The sequence below is a fragment of the Hahella chejuensis KCTC 2396 genome (assembly GCF_000012985.1).
Taxonomy (GTDB): Bacteria; Pseudomonadota; Gammaproteobacteria; order Pseudomonadales; family Oleiphilaceae; genus Hahella; species Hahella chejuensis.
Genome location: NC_007645.1, coordinates 1,167,080 through 1,183,758, shown reverse-complemented (window position 1 = coordinate 1,183,758; position 16,679 = coordinate 1,167,080). Strand labels below are relative to the sequence as shown.

Here is a 16,679-nt window from a genome sequence, read left to right as displayed (position 1 = left end):
CAATACAAACCATCGCTTCCCGTCTCGCTTGAGAGCGGTTGTGCGCTATTCAGGATAGGAATCGAAACGTCTGGTTATGGTTGCGATGGGCGTCCTTGCCCGGATAGATGAATGTCTCAGGAACAGCCGTCAGGCGTACAAAACGGCGCGTCGTCCGTGTCGTCATTCTGCGCCTTGCTCCCTATCAATGCTCCCAGATGTGCGGCGAAGGCGTCGGGTTTGCCGAGATAGGGGCCGACAGTCACCGGAACCACGGAGCCGTCGATAATCAGCGCCAGTGAGGGATAGCCGCGCAGGCTCAGGCGCATCATCTCCCGTCGCGCTGCCTGAATATGGGCGGCGGTGGAGCTGGCGTTGACGGCCATCTGCGCGGTGAAGCGTTCGCCATCCAAGCCAAGGCTTTGCGCCAGCCGGGTCAAGGTCGCCAGATCAGCAATGCGCTCGCCTTCGACATAATGCGCCTGTTGCAGGCGGCGCAACATCGCCAGTGCGTCGCCGCCCAGGCTTTCCGCCGCCAGTACCGCGCGGATCGGCGGTTCCGAATCGAATACCGCCTCCTGATCCCGCAACAGGCCATTGAAGTAGGCGTCTCCAAAAGGCTGCCCTGTCAGCGCGTGAATCCGCTGGTCATGGGGCATCACATAATTGCGCAGCGCGTCATTCACCGGTTGTCGATTGGCGCCGATCATCAAACCGCCAGCGCGCAGGTTAACCGGCATCAGCTCTCGCGCTTTGCTGATCAACGGGGCTGCGCCGTAGCACCACCCGCAGAGCGGATCGTAAAAGTAGTCGAGTTCTACCACTTCATCTCCCCTTTCTCTACTTTCGCGCTGATTTCCAGAGCGATGCCGGTTTCCAACTTCGGATACGCCTGCTCCATCGCCTGCATCAGGGCGTCTGCGTTTTTAGCATCCTTGGCTTCTTCTTCAAAGCGCTTCAGATACGTGCGGGTAAAATCGATGGCGCTCACGTCCATATCGGAATCCGGCAGCATGTGTCCGGGCACCACGATAGCCGGGTGCAGCGCTTTCATTTCGTCCAGTTGCGCAACCCAGGCGTCGCGTTCGCTTTGCTTCTGCGTATCCGCCATCCACACATGCATGTCCGCCAGCACGCCGACATTGCCGACAATCGCCCGCAAAGAAGGTACCCACACATATGGGCGGTGCGCCAGCTCGCCCTGCATGCCGCGCACTTCCAGTTTCTCTCCGTCCACGGTGATGAAGTTACCTTTCAACGCCGCCGGGACAACCGGGTTGCGCGGTGCGTTAGCGCCCATTTTCGGGCCCCAGAATTCCACTTTGAACGGCAGTTTGGCCTTGATGTGTTCCAGCACCGCAGGCGGCGCCACAACGTCGGCTTCCGGAAAGATTTCCTTCAGCACTTCCACACCAAAGTAATAGTCAGGATCAGCATTGCTGACCAGAATAGTTTTCAGCGTTTTACCGGTGTCCAGCACATTGGCGGCGATGCGATAGGCGTCAGCGCGAGTGAATCCCGCGTCCACCACCACCGCTTCGGTCTCACCGCTAATGACGGTGGAAGTAACGTTGAAGCTGTTGCCGTCAGCGTTGTAAACCTTCAATTGCAGCGGTTCTTTCGCTTCAACAGCGGCAGTAAATGAAACAGCGACGGATGCGGCTAAAACTAATTTGCGAAACATGATCAGTGACTCCTCATATGAATAATTGATGGGAGCACTATAATTTCCAAATAAGCGCAGAAAAACGGCCAAATCCGCACAACTTTGTTGCATGGATTAAGCGAATGGAGAGCAGGCTTGGTGCATTAGTCGCTGATAGCAAAGGGGCGAGGCTATCTCAGCCACGCTCGGTGAAGGTAGTGATAACTTAACTAACCTTGGCAAAGCATCAAAAGTAACAATCTACACAAAACGTGTGGGGACTTCATAAGGTGGAAATGGCAACCAAAAGCGCATATTGATGGAGACGTAGAGCTCCATCAAAGTTAAAGGTTTGTCTATGGGTGCGGTATATCCCAATAATTATCTTATTAATCTGGCTCCAATGTAGGCATTCTATGCCGCACATTTGATGCCGGATTAATCGGTCAATTACAGTAACTAAGCAACCTACTAAGCACCTAAACGAAATTAATCTTATATTCCTGTCCAAACTTTGACAGGATGTCGTTCACTGACTCTTTCAGCCTGTCGAAAGTCTCATACGAATCCAAAGGCAGCCAGCTGTACTTCACCTTTCGCCACAAGATCTCTATCAGGTTTAGCTCCGGTGAATATTTCGGCAAATAGATCGGCCAGATGCCTTTATCTATCCAATCCAACCTATGTCGGCGAAACTCCGCAGAGCGATGTATGGAGGCGTTGTCCAGAAGCACCACGGCTGGCTTAAGCGGATCTTTGCTCTCCGCCAGCTTATTAAAAAGCGCTACGACTTTGGCGGAGTCCACCCGCTCCTCTGTGGCATGGAATATCAGCTTCTGGCGGCGACTCATAAACCCCAGAACGTTCAGTCTCTTATTGTGTGGATAGGATTTCATTTGCGTCGGCTTCCCCACAGGGCTCCAGCCATAAGGTAAGTTGGAACGCTGACTGAAGCCTGATTCATCAAAGTAGTAAAGCTCGATTTCGCCTGCATCCTCCCAGGATTGAAGATCTTTCACAACGCCCTGAAACTGGCGGAAGGCGACTTCATCCCGAAGCGCGCGCAGCGAAAAGCGGAATCGCTTGAAGCTATACTTTGATTTTTTTTAAGTTCCGTTTAACGGTCTCCAGACTAGCGCTTTTTCCAGTTTCTTTCTCCAGACGTATCTGGACGTCTCGTAGTTGTTGGGGCTGCTCGTCAATCCACTTACAAACCTTTTCTTGTTCCTGCTCCGTGTAAATGGGCGGTCTTCCCGGGGAGGCGTCGCTAATGAGGCCGCATATTCCCATGCTTTCCCACTGCTCAATCCAGATCGAAATGGTGTTGCGGTGGAAGTCGATAATGTCGGCAATTTTATCGATTTTATACCCCTTATTGCTGAGCAGTATGGCGTGACAGCGAATACGGAAGCGGGAGCTCGGGCTGTAGCGAAATCCATCGGTAAGAGTCTTTATTTCAGCGGGCTTAAGATGATTGACGTACTTCACGGTGCAAAATATGATCAGATTGAGTGGTCGTAAGTCGCCTATTTTATTAGAAAATTTTTATTTTGCTACTTAAACTACGAAGTCTTTAGCTGGTAAATAGTACGTAGATTTCTTAATGTGTCTTCAAGGCTACTAGGAACTCCAAAGTCTTTCAGTCTTATCCCTTCTTCATTATTCATGGCTAAGAGGAACTCCTCCATATCCTGCATGATGGATTCAGGCAGCTCAACTCTCTGAGCGGGAGCAAGCAAAACCGACAAACGAAAAACATCATTGCGATGTTTTTTAATGACCTTGCTGTCTACCGACTGCCCTTCATGTTTGCGCTGGGTCAGATCAAGCCACGCCTTGGCCTTAAACGGCAAAATAAACTCTGCTCCCAATACTGGCACATCACTAATAAAGCTTTTACCCTTCTGAATACATTGATAGTAATCATCATCCAATAAAATGGCTGACAGACTCGATATTTCCTCATCAGCGGGTATGGGGGTTAAATGTGCATCATCTGATATGTCCAATTGATCCGGTGCTCTGGAGAATAGCTCCAGCATAAAAGGGTACCCATCAGCAGTAGGTCTATCGAACCGATAGAACTGTTTATCCCCGGTACTTTTCTGCTGATTTTGGTAGCCTCCGGCTTTGATAAAAGTCCAGAAATGAGCTATGAATGTCGAGTCTAGAGCTTCCGCACACAACACAATATCCAAATCTTTGGTAGCTCTGAAATCCAAACCAGCGTCTTCCATAAGGAGATAATGCGTATTCCAGACCAAGGTTGCCACTGATTCCAGACGAAGCCTGCCACCCATTCCACGGCAAAGCTGCCACTGATTCCACGGTAAAGCTGCCACCCCGGCACGCTGCCTGAATTACCCATCAAAACGTCCGGCGCGGGATAACTAACGGTACTCTTGACCCTTTTCATCCGGAGAGGGCCAGATGCCAGCGAAGAGGTTATCCATGCGTAAAATTAAAGAAGTCCTTCGCCTCAAGTGGGAGCGAGGGCTGAGCAACCGGCAGGTTGCAGAAGCCTGCGGCATCAGCCGCCCCACCGTAAGCGAGTATCTCCGACGGGCCGCCGAAGCGGATGTTAGCTGGCCGTTGCCAGAGAATCTGAGTGGAGCCCAGTTGGAGCAGTTGCTCTTCCCGCCGCCGCCAGACCTGCCAGCACAGGCCCGGGGTATTCCGGACTGGCGGCGAATCCACGAAGAACTCCGGGGCAAGAACGTCACCCTGTTCCTGCTCTGGCAGGAGTACCGGGAAGCCAATCCGAACGGCTACCAATACAGCTGGTTCTGCGAGCACTACCGAATCTGGCGCGGCAAGCTGGACTTGGTGATGCGCCAGGACCATCGGGCCGGTGAGAAGCTGTTTGTGGACTATGCCGGGCACACCGTGCCCGTTATTGACCGCACCACCGGTGAGATCCATGAAGCACAGGTTTTTGTGGCGGTGATGGGCGCATCCAATTACACCTATGCCGAAGCCACCTGGAGCCAGTCGTTGCCAGACTGGATTGGCTCCCACATCCGGGCCTTCGAGTTCTTGGGCGGGACGCCGGAACTGGTGGTTCCGGACAACCTTCGCTCCGGTGTCAGCAAGGCCCACCGCTACGAACCGGATCTCAACCCAACCTATCAGGACATGGCCGCCCATTATGGCGTCGCCATTGTCCCGACAAGGGTTCGTAAGCCCCGCGACAAGGCCAAGGTGGAAGGCGGCGTATTGATCGTCGAGCGTTGGATCCTGGCGGCCCTGCGCCACCGTCAGCACTTCTCCCTGGGGCAACTCAACGCCACCATTCGTGAGCTACTGGAGACGCTCAACAACCGCCCCTTCCGTAAGTTGCCCGGCTGCCGGCTCGATCACTTCAAACAGCTGGACAAACCGGTTCTACAACCGCTACCCGCAGAGCCGTATGTCTACGCTGAGTGGAGGAAAGCCCGGGTACACATCGACTACCACATCGCCATCGACGGGCATTACTACTCGGCGCCTTACACCCTGATCAAGAAAGAGGTGGAGGTCAGGATGACCCACAACACCATCAAATGCTTCTACCGAGGCAACCGGATCGCCAGCCATCGGCGTTCGGATCAGAAGGGCCGGCATAGCACCATCGCCGCTCACATGCCAGAGTCCCATCGCCAAGCCGGTGAGTGGTCTGCGGAGCGGCTAATCGCCTGGGCGGCCAAGACCGGGCTGGCGACGGAGAAGCTTATCCGCACCGCATTGGGCGCCCGCAAACACCCACAGCAGGCTTACCGCTCCTGCCTGGGCATTCTCCGGTTGGGGCGGAGCTATGGGGAGACACGGCTCGAAGCCGCCTGCCAACGGGCGCTCACGCTGGGTAGCTACCGCTACAAGAGCATTGAGTCCATCCTCAAGCATCGCCTGGATCAGCAACCTCTGGAAGAGCAGCAGGAGCTGGCCCTGCCCGACACCCACGACAACATCCGCGGTCCCGCCTACTACCACTAAAGGAACCTGACATGCTGAAACATCCCACACTGGATAAACTCCACGCTCTCAAGTTAACCGGCATGGCCGCCGCCCTGGAGGATCAGTCGGCCACCCCCGACATCAGCGACCTGAGCTTCGAGGAGCGCCTTGGATTGCTGGTCGACCGGGAAATGACCGAGCGGGACAACCAGCGCATGAGCAGCCGGTTGCGCCGGGCCAAGCTGCGACACGCCGCCATCCTCGAAGACCTGGATTACCGGAACTCACGAGGCCTGGATAAAGGACTGGTCCAGTCACTGGCTGGATGCCAGTGGGTAAAGGAGCGCCTGAACGTGCTCATCACCGGCCCCACCGGGGTCGGCAAAACCTGGTTGGCCTGCGCCCTGGCGCATAAGGCCTGCCGGGAAGGCTACACCGCACAGTATGTGCGCCTGACCCGACTGTTGCGGGAGCTGATCATTGCCAAAGGCGACGGCCAATACTCGAAACTCCTGACCAGCCTCGCCAAGGTTGACGTGCTGATCCTGGATGACTGGGGGCTGATGAAGCTGAGCGCGGAGAACCGAAGAGACTTGCTGGAGGTTCTGGAAGACCGGCACGGAGGGCGCTCCACCATCGCCACTAGCCAATTACCCATTGAGGAATGGCACGGACTGATCGGTGACGCGACCCTCGCAGATGCCATTCTGGATCGTCTGGTTCACAACGCCTACAAGATCAATCTCAGGGGCGAGTCCATGCGGAAACAGCAGGCAAAGTTGACGGGCGCCGAGACTTTGGAGTAAGAAGAGAAACCCCGCGTCGCTACGCTCCGATGGGTGGCAGCCTTGCTCCGGTCCGGGTGGCAGGCTTCACGTGGAATGGGTGGCAACCTTCAGCGGTTTACGCAGAGATAACACGCGACGCCTCCAATCAAGATGTAGCTGCCTTGAAAGTCCTTAAAGTGATCCCTGAATATATCGAGGCCTTTTACCATGACAATGTGCTCCATACTTGTTCCAATAAAGATTCACGCGCTATTTCTATTCGATCATCAGTGTTTGCTTCAAAGCTCAGCCAGAGAGAAAGCGGGTCAACCCAAGATTTGTTACTCGTAATAACATCTGGATTGTACGCCCACAGCTCCAGTTCTATAACTTCCCGATCTTTGCGCAAATGACTAGTTTCATCAGAGGGCTGGCTTGCCAATATCTGCACATCCTTGCTTTTAGTCAGGGCAGACCATGTATCAGAGGTAATGGCCCACTGACTGGCATGGGTATCGGCTAAATCCGTGTAATGAGCCAGGGCAGATTCGCCAGTCATACGTCCCATTAAATTCACGTTTAATGATTTGTGGCTTAGCTGGCTTACCCAGACACGTTTCGTCACTGGGCTTTGCAATACAGACTGTGCAGCTTCCCATAAAGAACGGCCACCATATGGAAAACTCAGGTGTTTTTCGCGCCCCACTTTCTCTGCCATGGCTAATTGACAATTAGTCAGCTCATTAACAGCTCGAGTAATTGTCATGGCACTATAGCCCAACATTTGGGCTAAATCCTTAGCTGGCATGCCGGAGCAGTCATGATTCAGGATCTCTCGTAGCACCACCACCTGTGCCGGAGCGCTAAGATGAGTTACCTCGGCCTTTCTACCGGGCCTGAAATACTCTCGTAAATCCACACCCAGTGCGGGTAGGAAAAGTTGGTTGCCCGGCACCAGAAACGGTACCCCATGTTCTATCAACCGTTTGCGATTATAAGAACTGACTGCTGCAATCATGTAGATCACATCGCCATTGTATAGTTTGCTAACCACCTGCCAGTGCTTACGTACCACTGCAGGAGTTTCCCCCTCCGGAGAACGGGCCAGCATCAGCAGCCAAGGCTGTCCGAAAAGCGTGGCATGAAAGTAGTAGTAAGCGGTCTGCAGAAAAAAAGGCAGTTGGCTGGCTTCTGCCCAAGGCTTTGCCCAATCATCACTACAAGCATCACTACCAAGGATACCCTGCAAATACTTTTTGGCTTCTATGAGCAAGCTGTCTGGAACCATACCAGGAACACTCTATCAGTAACACTTATATCGCACAATAACATTACATAAGTTATCGAGCAATATTCATGTTATAAAGTAAAACATCTCTCTGTAAGGTTTAGGGAACCTCTGACAAACTACCTGCGTTGCTATTACTGCGTCAAAAGTCGGCTCAAAATGCTCATTTATTCACGATAAACTGCGCTTTTTCGCCGACTTTTTCCTTGCACTGGCGGCCTCGCCGACGTTTTTCAGAGGCTCCTTAGCTACGACTCACCAAAAAATAATCAATTGATTTTAAAATAATTATCTTGTCATTTTCACAAGCGACCTATTTCATGGCCACTTAATAGTTCCGAAGAACACTGACGTCGGTACAAAATAAAAGACATGAAGCCGCAAACTTTCATCTTTGGTCCGCTCTGGCGGATATGACTAAGCATCCATGAACTTTGAATTGACGCTCCTGCTGTTTGGCGCTGCGGTGATTGCCTTCGCGCTTATTTCTCGTTGGTCCCAGCAGGGGCCCATGACCGCGCCCTTGTTTTTCACTTTGGCTGGATTGCTGCTCAGCGATCGCGGTCTGGGCCTGCTCGCCGCTGATCCCGAGTGGAGTCTGGCGCACTGGTTGGCGGAGGTTACCCTGGTATGGGTGCTGTTTACCGACGCGTCGCGCATCAATCTGCGCCAGCTCAAGGAAGGGCACAATATTCCACTGCGTCTGCTCGGCCTCGGGTTGCCGTTGTGTATTGGCCTCGGCGCATTGATCGCCTACCCGATGTTTCCCGAGCTGGGGTGGGCGGGGGCTTTCACCCTGGCGGTGATTCTGGCGCCGACGGACGCGGCATTGGGGCAGGCGGTCATCAATAACAAACGCGTACCGGTGCGCATCCGTCAAGCGTTCAATGTGGAAAGCGGACTCAATGACGGCATGGCGCTGCCTTTGCTGATCATCGGCCTGTCCTGGCTGATTGGCGAAAACCACAGCGCAAGTCATTGGCTGGAACTGGCGGCGATGCAACTGTTGCTGGGTCCGGTGTTCGGCGTCGCAGTCGGACTGATCGCGGGACGCGTCCTGGACACCGGCGTGCAGCGGCTCTGGGTCAGCCCTACTTATCAACGCCTGGGCCTGCTCGCCATCGCCATGGCGTCATACGGTCTGGCGGAGCTGTGCGGCGGCAACGGCTTTATCGCCGCCTTCTGCGCCGGCGCGGCGGTAGGCACGCGCACTCACGTTTTCTGCGCGCCGTTGCATCGCTTTGCGGAAACCGAAGGACAGTTGTTAAGCCTGATCAACTTCCTGCTGTTCGGCGCCATCATGATTCCCCATGCCTTGCCAGACCTTACCTGGACGCACTTTTTCTATGCGCTGCTGAGCCTGACGGTCATTCGCATTGTCCCTGTCATTGTCAGCCTGACTGGCACCCAGTTACAGTTCACCAGCAAACTGTTTCTGGGCTGGTTTGGGCCACGGGGACTGGCCTCCCTGCTCTACGTGCTGCTGGTCATGCAGGAAGATCATGCGCCGGGGAGAGATCAGCTTTTCAGCGTCGCCGTGCTGACCATCCTGCTCAGCGTGTTGTTACATGGCGTCACCGCCGCGCCGCTGGCGCAGCGATACAGCCGCTATATTCAGCGCAATATCGCAGACACCGGCGCGGAGCAGAAACAAACGTCCACCTTCCCCACCCGGCGCCCCTTTGGACGCGAGGACACCTGAACGCTCCAGCAGAGCGTTTAAGCAGACGACCGCTAGCCCTTCCATTCGGCGTCGCGCGCCATGGCGACGAAGGACGCCAAGTAGTCCGTGCCGGCGTCCTCCTCGCGCACGCCGAGAAAAATCTGTTTGGCGATGCCCTGCGGCCCCAGTCGCACCGGACGCACTGGCATCTTCTGCGCATACTCCGCCACCAGCCACTTCGGCAAAGCCGCCACCCCCCGTCCCGCCGCCACCATTTGCAGCATGATGTCAGTGGTCTCAATGGTCTTGTGCTGCCGGGGGTTACAGTTGGCCGGCAGTAAGAACTGGTTGTAGATATCCAGGCGGTCGATGTCCACAGGATAGGAAATCAGGGTTTCCTGAAGTAAATGGACAGGCTCGACGAACGGCGCCTGCGCCAGTGGATGGTTCTCGCCCACTACCAGCACCTGCTCGTAATCAAACACAGGCTGAAAGGACAACCCGTCCTTGCGCACCGGGTCCGGCGTCACCAGCACGTCGATTTCATACCCCATCAACGCCCCGATGCCGCCAAACTGAAACTTCTGCTTCACGTCCACATCCACATCCGGCCAGCGCTGCAGGTAGGGCGACACCACTTTCAGCAACCATTGATAACAGGGATGGCATTCCATACCGATGCGCAAAGCGCCTCGCTGCCCCTGGGAGAACTGGCTCATCACCAGCTCCGCGTGCTCGAATTGCGGCAACAGGCGTTTGGCCAGCGCCAGCAGATACTCTCCAGCCTGGGTAAAGCGCAGATTGCGACCTTCCTTGGTCCACACCGCCGCGCCGATTTGCTGCTCCAGTTTTTTCACCGCATGACTCAGGGCGGATTGCGTCAGGCACAGGCTTTCCGCGGCGGCGGTCAGCGATCCTAAACGATCTACCTCCCGCAGGATGGCGAGATGATTGCGTTCCAGCATATTGGCGACTCATGAATTTATTTAATAGATAGATGAAATATTAACATTATTTTTCATAATTCCGACCTTCTATGATGACGTCATCGACATAGGAGGCACGACATGATTACCACTCACAACCTGGGGTTCCCCCGCATTGGCGCAAAACGGGAATTGAAATTCGCTCAGGAAGACTATTGGAAAGGACGCATTTCCCAGGAGGAGCTGCTAAACGTCGGCGCGGAGCTGCGGCAGCGCCATTGGCGTAACCAATCCCAACTGGACCTGACTCCGGTGGGCGACTTTTCCTTCTACGACCAGGTTTTGGATATGAGCTTCACGCTCGGGGTCATCCCCGAACGGGTCAGTCGTCTGCAAGGCGGCGAACTTGATAATTATTTTCGGGTCGCCCGCGGTCGTTCAGCGCAAGACAGCGACTGCCATTGCGTTCACGCCGGCGAAATGACCAAGTGGTTCGACACCAACTATCACTATATCGTGCCGGAATTCACTGCGGACACCGCATTCTCTCTCAATCCGTCGCGTTTGCTGGCGGAAATTGCGGAAGCAAAGCAAACCGGCGCGACCATCAAGCCGGTCATTATCGGTCCCGTGACCTATCTGTGGCTGGGCAAGAGCAAAGACAGCTCTAATAAACTCGATCTGCTGGAGCGCCTGTTGCCGGTCTACGCCGCGTTGCTGGACGTACTGGCGAACCAGGGCGTGGAATGGGTGCAGATCGACGAGCCCATTCTGGTCACTGAGCTGGACGCCGAGTGGAAATATGCGCTCAACCTCGCCTATCACACCCTGAAGTCCAGCAAAGCCAAACTGTTGCTGGCCACTTATTTCGGACAACTGCAGGACAACCTGCAACTGGCCTGCGAACTCCCGGTAGGCGGTTTACATGTGGACGCCATCAATGGGCGCGCGGAAATCGGTAAGCTGATCGACTGGCTGCCGAGCCATAAAGTGTTGTCTCTGGGCGTCGTTAACGGACGCAATATCTGGAAGACCGACCTCAATCAGACTCTGGACTGGCTGCAACCGGTTTACGACAAACTGCAATCGCGTCTGTGGCTGGCGCCGTCCTGCTCACTGCTGCACTCGCCAGTGGATCTGGACAGCGAAGAGAAGATGGATGCGGAGATCAAATCCTGGCTGGCGTTCGCCCTGCAGAAGCTGGATGAAGTGAAGATCCTGGCGACGGCGCTCAGCGAAGGCCGCAACACCGTGGCGGACGCATTGAAAGAAAATCAGGACTGCGTGAGCAGCCGCAAACACTCTCCCCGCGTTCATAATCCGGCGGTGAAAGAAGCGGTGGAAGCGATCACAGCGGAAATGGGCGATCGTCGCAGCGACTATCAAACCCGCGCCGCCAGGCAGGCGCAAAGACTGCAATTACCGGCTTTCCCGACCACCACCATCGGATCGTTTCCACAGACTGCGGACATTCGCAATGCGCGCCGCCGTTACCGTCAGGGCGAGCTGCAGGACAACGAATACCGCACGCTGATGCAACAGGAAATTGAGCGTTGCGTGAGAGAACAGGAAAACCTGGGCCTGGACGTGCTGGTGCATGGCGAAGCGGAACGCAACGACATGGTGGAATATTTCGGCGAGCAGTTGGACGGCTATGTCTTCAGTCAGTTCGGCTGGGTGCAATCCTACGGCTCCCGTTGCGTCAAACCGCCGATTATTTTCGGCGATATCAGCCGTCCGCAGGCGATGACCGTGGAATGGATCAAGTATGCGCAGTCTCTTACCGACCGCCCAATGAAAGGCATGTTGACGGGGCCTGTGACTATCTTGAACTGGTCTTTCGTACGGGACGATCAGCCCCGCGCCCTTACCTGCTATCAACTGGCGCTGGCCATCCGCGCCGAGGTGCAGGATCTGGAGCGCGCCGGCGTTCGCATCATTCAGATCGATGAAGCGGCGTTACGGGAAGGCTTGCCGCTGCGACGCGCACAGTGGCGGGAATATCTGCAATGGGCGGTCAGTTCCTTCCGCATCGCCGCCAATGGCGTCGCGGATGAAACCCAGATTCATACTCATATGTGCTATTCCGAATTTAACGACATTATCGAAGCCATCGCCGGCATGGACGCGGACGTTATCACCATTGAGACTTCCCGTTCCGACATGGAGCTGCTGGACGCCTTCGATAACTTCAAGTATCCGAACGAAATCGGCCCCGGCGTGTATGACATCCACTCGCCGAACATCCCGAGCGAGACGCACATCGTGCAGCTGATGCGTAAAGCTGCGGAGCGCATTCCCGCCCACCGCCTGTGGGTGAACCCGGACTGCGGCCTGAAAACCCGCAACTGGGAGGAAGTACGCCCGGCGCTGCAAAACATGGTGAACGCGGCCAAGCAATTGCGCGCCGATGTTGTCGCCGCCTGATATTCCCTAACCACCCCCGCGCATGTGCGCGTTCAGAGGACCGGAGCCATCGCCGGTCCTCTTCTTTTTTGTTGTTACTGCTTTGTTTTTCCGCTTTTTCCGCTTTTTCTGCGCGCCAGCTGGAAGCTGCGGCGCCAGCACGATCATGGGCGACGAAGTCTCCCACACGCCATCCCGAATCATTTTGGGAACCCCGGCTCCCGCCACTTTGTTCAGAATCTGCATATTCAGAGAGTAAGTCCCATCGCCGTTATTGACGGTGGCGTCGCCGCATTCGCCCAGTCCATGAAAGGAGATCAGCAGTGAATAACCTTCCTCGCGCAGGGGATCGTAATCAGTGGGAAAGTGCACGAAACCGGGTAACGCCTTTCATTATTGCGTAAGGAAATGTAATCCCGCCAAGAGCGCCTATAATTATTAAGACAGCTCTAACGTCGCAGGTGCATGTTTATGTCCTCGTCTATCGTCCGCCCATTCCGCTCCGCTTTCGCCGTGTTATTCAGCTTTTTCCTTATCGCTCCTCCCGTCGCCTCAGAAACGCTGACCGTGGCCACCGGCGACTGGCCTCCTTATGTGTCGCCTCAGTTGAAGCACTATGGCGTCACCGCGCGCATCGTCAAAGAGGCGTTCGAAGCGGCGGGAGATGAAGTCGTGTTCCAGTTCTTTCCCTGGAAACGCACGCTGCTGATGTCCGAAGAGGGGCTGGCGGACGCCTCCTTTCCCTGGAGCCATAAGCCAGAACGGGAAGCCCATCATTACTACAGCGATTCCATCGGCAGATACGGCTATGTGTTTTTTCACCTCAAAACCAAGACGTTTGAGTGGAGAGATTTAAGCGACTTACGCTCCCTGAAAGTCGGCGGCACCAACAGCTACAACTATGGTGACGACTTTGTGAACGCCTCAAAGGACGGGCTGTTTGAGATTGAGTGGGTACACTCCGACGAGCTGAACTGGCGAAAAATGCTGGCGGGCCGCCTCGACATCTTTCCCTCTGACGTGGAAGCAGGTTACGCCGAGCTTCGCGACCTGTTTCCAGCGGAACAGGCCAGACGCATAACCCACCACCCGCACCCGCTTAAACCACTCACCACCATGCATCTTCTGTTCTCCATGGAAAAACCGGAAAGCCTGGAACGTCTGAAGCGCTTCAACACGGGCCTGCAACAACTGCATGCAGAGGGGAAAATTGAGCAATACCTGAGAGAATCCCGAGAGGGACAGTATAGACTTGTCAGTGAAGAAGTGCGGGAAGAAGGGTTATAGCCGAAAGAGTAGCTGAGTTACGACGTATCTGAATTACGCCCACCGCTCCGGTTGTGAGTAATAGATAGCAATTACCTTCATCCACGACGAACGGATAGGTTCCCGCCAGCGTCCTCTGATTATAATACCCCCTAGCATATACCCATCTACGCCAAGGAAAAGCTATGAATGACGCGTCTTTAGCTGCGCAATTGCAGCGTATTTTTGATGATGAGATTCCCCTTACCCGTGCGATGGCGTTACGCGTCGATCAATATGACGGGCAGGCGCTGGCCTTGTCGGCGCCGCTGGCGAATAACATCAACGACAAAGCGACGGCGTTCGGCGGCAGTCTGTATTCCATGTGCGTGTTGTCCGGCTGGGGACTGCTGACTCTGACCTTGAAGTCTCACGATCTCAAAGGGGACATCGTTATTCAGGACAGCCAGATTCAGTTTCTGAAGCCGTTGCGCGACAAGCGCCTGACGGTGCGCTGCGCCTTTGCCGAGCCCCGGCAAGTGGAGGAATTTATCAACGCCTATCAACAACGGGGCAAAGCCCGTCGGGAGCTGGTGGCGGAGATTCTTGCGGGCGGCGAAACGGCGGTGCGCTTTACTGGCCGCTATGTGGCGTTGAAGGCGGATTGAGCCGGGTCGTCGTTATGTCAAAACGCCCGACGATCACCGATCTCGCTCAGGCGGCGGGGGTCAGCCCGGCCACGGTGGACCGCGTGTTGAATAATCGCTCCAAGGTGCGCGAAGCGACGGCGCAACGGGTGTTGCTGGCGGCTGAGGACATTGGCTATCACGCATCCGGATTACTAAAGAAACGCTTTCAGGAATCCAAGCCCCACAAAACCATCGCGCTGCTGTTACAGCGCAGCGCCGAAGCTTTTTATCAAACATTGGGCGTTGCGCTGGTCAACGCCGCCTCGCGACAACGCGATTACCAGATCCAGACGCAGCTGATTTTCATGGACGAGGTCTCTCCCGCCTATATCTCAAGTCAACTGCAACAAGCGGCGGAAACCTCAGACGCTATCGCGTTGGTGGCGCTGGATCATCACTCCATCAATCAAGTGATCGAGCAACTGGCCAACCAGGGCATACCGGTCATTACCTTGCTGTCGCAACTCTCAACCCAGGCCTGCGCCGGACATCTCGGCCTCGACAGTCGCAAAGCCGGACGCAGCGCCGCCTGGGCGATTTCCAGACTGGCGAAAACAGAAGGAGAAGTCGGAATTCTCCTTGGCAGTCACCGCTACCTGAACCAGGAAATTTCCGAGATCAGTTTCATCAGCTACTTTCGCGAGCTGGGCCGCAGCTTCCGTCTGCTTGATCCGATTCTCAATCTCGACGACGACCGCCTCGCTGCCGAAGCCACCGCTCAATTGCTGGCGTCGCATCCTGATCTGACGGCCCTGTACAGCGCCGGCGGCGGCATGGCGGGGATGATCTCCGCGCTGCGTAGCGAAGCCGCTGACAGGAAGCTGATTGTTATCTGCAATGAGCTGACGCCCAGCACGCGAGACGCCTTAAATGAGGGGCTGGTGGACATGGTGATCGCCACCCCGGTGGAACGGCTGGCCGCCGAAGCCATCGCCCTGTTCGTGCGCGCTTTCAACGACAAGGGCGAACCCCGCTTTGCGCCGGTCTTGCTGGCGCCGGAGCTGCACATTCGGGAAAACATCTAAGTTCGCCAGCCCCCATAAGAAAAAGCCCGACCGCAATTCGCGCCGGGCTTTTTCTTTGGGTGAGTCACCGTGAATCGCAGCGCAGCGTCAGCTGGTCTTCTTACGCTTGTTCTGCCGGTGCTGATCCACCACCACCGCGCAGACGATAATCGCGCCTTTGATGATGTCCTGGTAGTAGGCGTCCACTCGCAGGAAGGTGAAGCCGGACAGCATGACGCCGAGAATCAACGCTCCGATAACCGTGCCGGTGATGCGGCCGCGTCCGCCAGACAGCGACACGCCGCCGATTACCGCCGCCGCGATGGCGTCCAGTTCGTACATCAATCCCATGCCCGCCTGTGCGGTCTTGATGCGGGCGATCGCCACCATCGCCGCCAGTCCGGCCAACAAGCCTGCGATCATATAGACCTTGATCAGATGCGCATCGATATTGATGCCGGAAACCCGCGCCGCCTGAGGGTTGGCGCCGATTGCGTAGGTGAACTTGCCGAAGCGGGTGTAGCGCATGATGACATGGAAAAACGCCGCCACCAGAAGAAACACGACTACCGGCGCCCAGCGTCCCAGACCACTGCCAAGCATGGTGAAGCTTTCGGTGAAACCGGAAACCGGGCTGCCGTCGGTATACCAGCGCGCAATGCCGCGGGCGGACACCATCATGCCCAAAGTGGCGATGAAAGGAGGTATCTTGGTTTTGGTGATCAGCCAGCCATTGATGAAGCCGGCCAGCGCGCCAATCAACAGTCCCGCCGCCAACGGCACGACAAACGGCATATCCACCAGCGCGGGATAAATAATCTTGGGCCAGTTGCTGTCCTGGGCGAAGGTCGCCGCGATCATGGCGGTCATCGCCACCACCGAACCGGAGGACAGATCAATGCCGCCAGTGATAATAACCTGGGTGACGCCGACGGCGATGATGCCGATCACCGACACCTGGAGAATAATAATCTGCAGACGGCTCATGTTGGCCAGAAAGCTCTGCCCGACAATGAACCAGCCGAGCACCTCAAACAAAGCGGCGATGCCGAAAAGCACCATCAAAATGCTCAGCTCAGGGGGCATGCGTTTCTTTGACGCGGGAGTCAGGCGTCCGTTATCCGTCGACATGGG

General features: G+C 55.7%; 16 protein-coding genes. 7 read left to right on the top strand and 9 right to left on the bottom strand.

The annotated features are described in order from the left end of the window. Nucleotides 1–116: 116 nt before the first annotated feature. From HCH_RS05320 to HCH_RS05300, 5 genes are all read right to left on the bottom strand, one after another. Complete coding sequence (locus tag HCH_RS05320; RefSeq protein ID WP_011395134.1) at nucleotides 117–803, bottom strand: DsbA family protein; 687 nt, start codon at nucleotides 801–803, stop codon at nucleotides 117–119. Then, the gene (locus HCH_RS05315; RefSeq protein ID WP_011395133.1) at nucleotides 797–1,663 is read right to left on the bottom strand and encodes an MBL fold metallo-hydrolase; all 867 of its coding nucleotides are present in this window, start codon (nucleotides 1,661–1,663) and stop codon (nucleotides 797–799) included. Before HCH_RS05315 ends, HCH_RS05320 begins: the two co-directional genes overlap by 7 nt. A gap of 440 nt (nucleotides 1,664–2,103) precedes the next feature. Then, nucleotides 2,104–2,691, bottom strand: a complete 588-nt coding sequence (locus tag HCH_RS05310; RefSeq protein ID WP_148212451.1) for an IS630 family transposase — start codon at nucleotides 2,689–2,691, stop codon at nucleotides 2,104–2,106. 22 nt (nucleotides 2,692–2,713) lie between these two features. After that, complete coding sequence (locus tag HCH_RS05305; RefSeq protein WP_011394583.1) at nucleotides 2,714–3,112, bottom strand: helix-turn-helix domain-containing protein; 399 nt, start codon at nucleotides 3,110–3,112, stop codon at nucleotides 2,714–2,716. Nucleotides 3,113–3,186: 74 nt separating this feature from the next. Next, the gene (locus tag HCH_RS05300; protein ID WP_158304927.1) at nucleotides 3,187–3,966 is read right to left on the bottom strand and encodes a hypothetical protein; all 780 of its coding nucleotides are present in this window, start codon (nucleotides 3,964–3,966) and stop codon (nucleotides 3,187–3,189) included. 88 nt (nucleotides 3,967–4,054) lie between these two features. On the opposite strand from HCH_RS05300, the gene istA reads away from it, so the two are divergent. Beyond that, complete coding sequence (istA, locus tag HCH_RS05295; protein ID WP_011395130.1) at nucleotides 4,055–5,596, top strand: IS21 family transposase; 1,542 nt, start codon at nucleotides 4,055–4,057, stop codon at nucleotides 5,594–5,596. Between the two features lie 11 nt (nucleotides 5,597–5,607). Then, nucleotides 5,608–6,363 (top strand): IS21-like element ISSpu5 family helper ATPase IstB, encoded by a 756-nt coding sequence (gene istB, locus HCH_RS05290; RefSeq protein ID WP_011395129.1) that lies wholly within the window; start codon nucleotides 5,608–5,610, stop codon nucleotides 6,361–6,363. Between the two features lie 184 nt (nucleotides 6,364–6,547). On the opposite strand, the gene HCH_RS05285 is transcribed toward istB, so the two are convergent. Beyond that, nucleotides 6,548–7,612, bottom strand: a complete 1,065-nt coding sequence (locus HCH_RS05285) for a MarR family transcriptional regulator (RefSeq protein WP_011395128.1) — start codon at nucleotides 7,610–7,612, stop codon at nucleotides 6,548–6,550. Nucleotides 7,613–8,039: 427 nt separating this feature from the next. On the opposite strand from HCH_RS05285, the gene HCH_RS05280 reads away from it, so the two are divergent. Then, nucleotides 8,040–9,314 (top strand): cation:proton antiporter, encoded by a 1,275-nt coding sequence (locus tag HCH_RS05280; RefSeq protein WP_011395127.1) that lies wholly within the window; start codon nucleotides 8,040–8,042, stop codon nucleotides 9,312–9,314. Between the two features lie 32 nt (nucleotides 9,315–9,346). On the opposite strand, the gene HCH_RS05275 is transcribed toward HCH_RS05280, so the two are convergent. Beyond that, nucleotides 9,347–10,240, bottom strand: coding sequence for a LysR family transcriptional regulator (locus HCH_RS05275; protein WP_011395126.1), 894 nt, complete (start codon nucleotides 10,238–10,240; stop codon nucleotides 9,347–9,349). 102 nt (nucleotides 10,241–10,342) lie between these two features. Here HCH_RS05275 and metE point away from each other — a divergent pair, with 102 nt between their 5' ends. Beyond that, a complete protein-coding gene (gene metE, locus HCH_RS05270; RefSeq protein ID WP_011395125.1) occupies nucleotides 10,343–12,628 on the top strand; it encodes a 5-methyltetrahydropteroyltriglutamate--homocysteine S-methyltransferase in 2,286 nt (761 codons plus the stop codon). A gap of 6 nt (nucleotides 12,629–12,634) precedes the next feature. Here metE and HCH_RS05265 read toward each other — a convergent pair whose 3' ends face one another. Then, on the bottom strand, nucleotides 12,635–12,979 hold the full coding sequence (locus HCH_RS05265; protein ID WP_011395124.1) for a hypothetical protein: 345 nt from the start codon (nucleotides 12,977–12,979) through the stop codon (nucleotides 12,635–12,637). 99 nt (nucleotides 12,980–13,078) lie between these two features. Between HCH_RS05265 and HCH_RS05260 the strand changes: the two genes are divergently transcribed. The 3 genes from HCH_RS05260 (at nucleotide 13,079) to HCH_RS05250 (ending at nucleotide 15,566) form a co-directional block, all read left to right on the top strand. After that, the gene (locus tag HCH_RS05260; RefSeq protein WP_011395123.1) at nucleotides 13,079–13,894 is read left to right on the top strand and encodes a substrate-binding periplasmic protein; all 816 of its coding nucleotides are present in this window, start codon (nucleotides 13,079–13,081) and stop codon (nucleotides 13,892–13,894) included. Between the two features lie 164 nt (nucleotides 13,895–14,058). Continuing rightward, nucleotides 14,059–14,520 (top strand): thioesterase domain-containing protein, encoded by a 462-nt coding sequence (locus HCH_RS05255; RefSeq protein ID WP_011395122.1) that lies wholly within the window; start codon nucleotides 14,059–14,061, stop codon nucleotides 14,518–14,520. Nucleotides 14,521–14,534: 14 nt separating this feature from the next. Continuing rightward, a complete protein-coding gene (locus tag HCH_RS05250) occupies nucleotides 14,535–15,566 on the top strand; it encodes a LacI family DNA-binding transcriptional regulator (RefSeq protein WP_011395121.1) in 1,032 nt (343 codons plus the stop codon). A gap of 87 nt (nucleotides 15,567–15,653) precedes the next feature. Here HCH_RS05250 and HCH_RS05245 read toward each other — a convergent pair whose 3' ends face one another. After that, nucleotides 15,654–16,676, bottom strand: coding sequence for an ABC transporter permease (locus HCH_RS05245; protein WP_041598434.1), 1,023 nt, complete (start codon nucleotides 16,674–16,676; stop codon nucleotides 15,654–15,656). Between the last annotated feature and the right edge of the window lie 3 nt (nucleotides 16,677–16,679).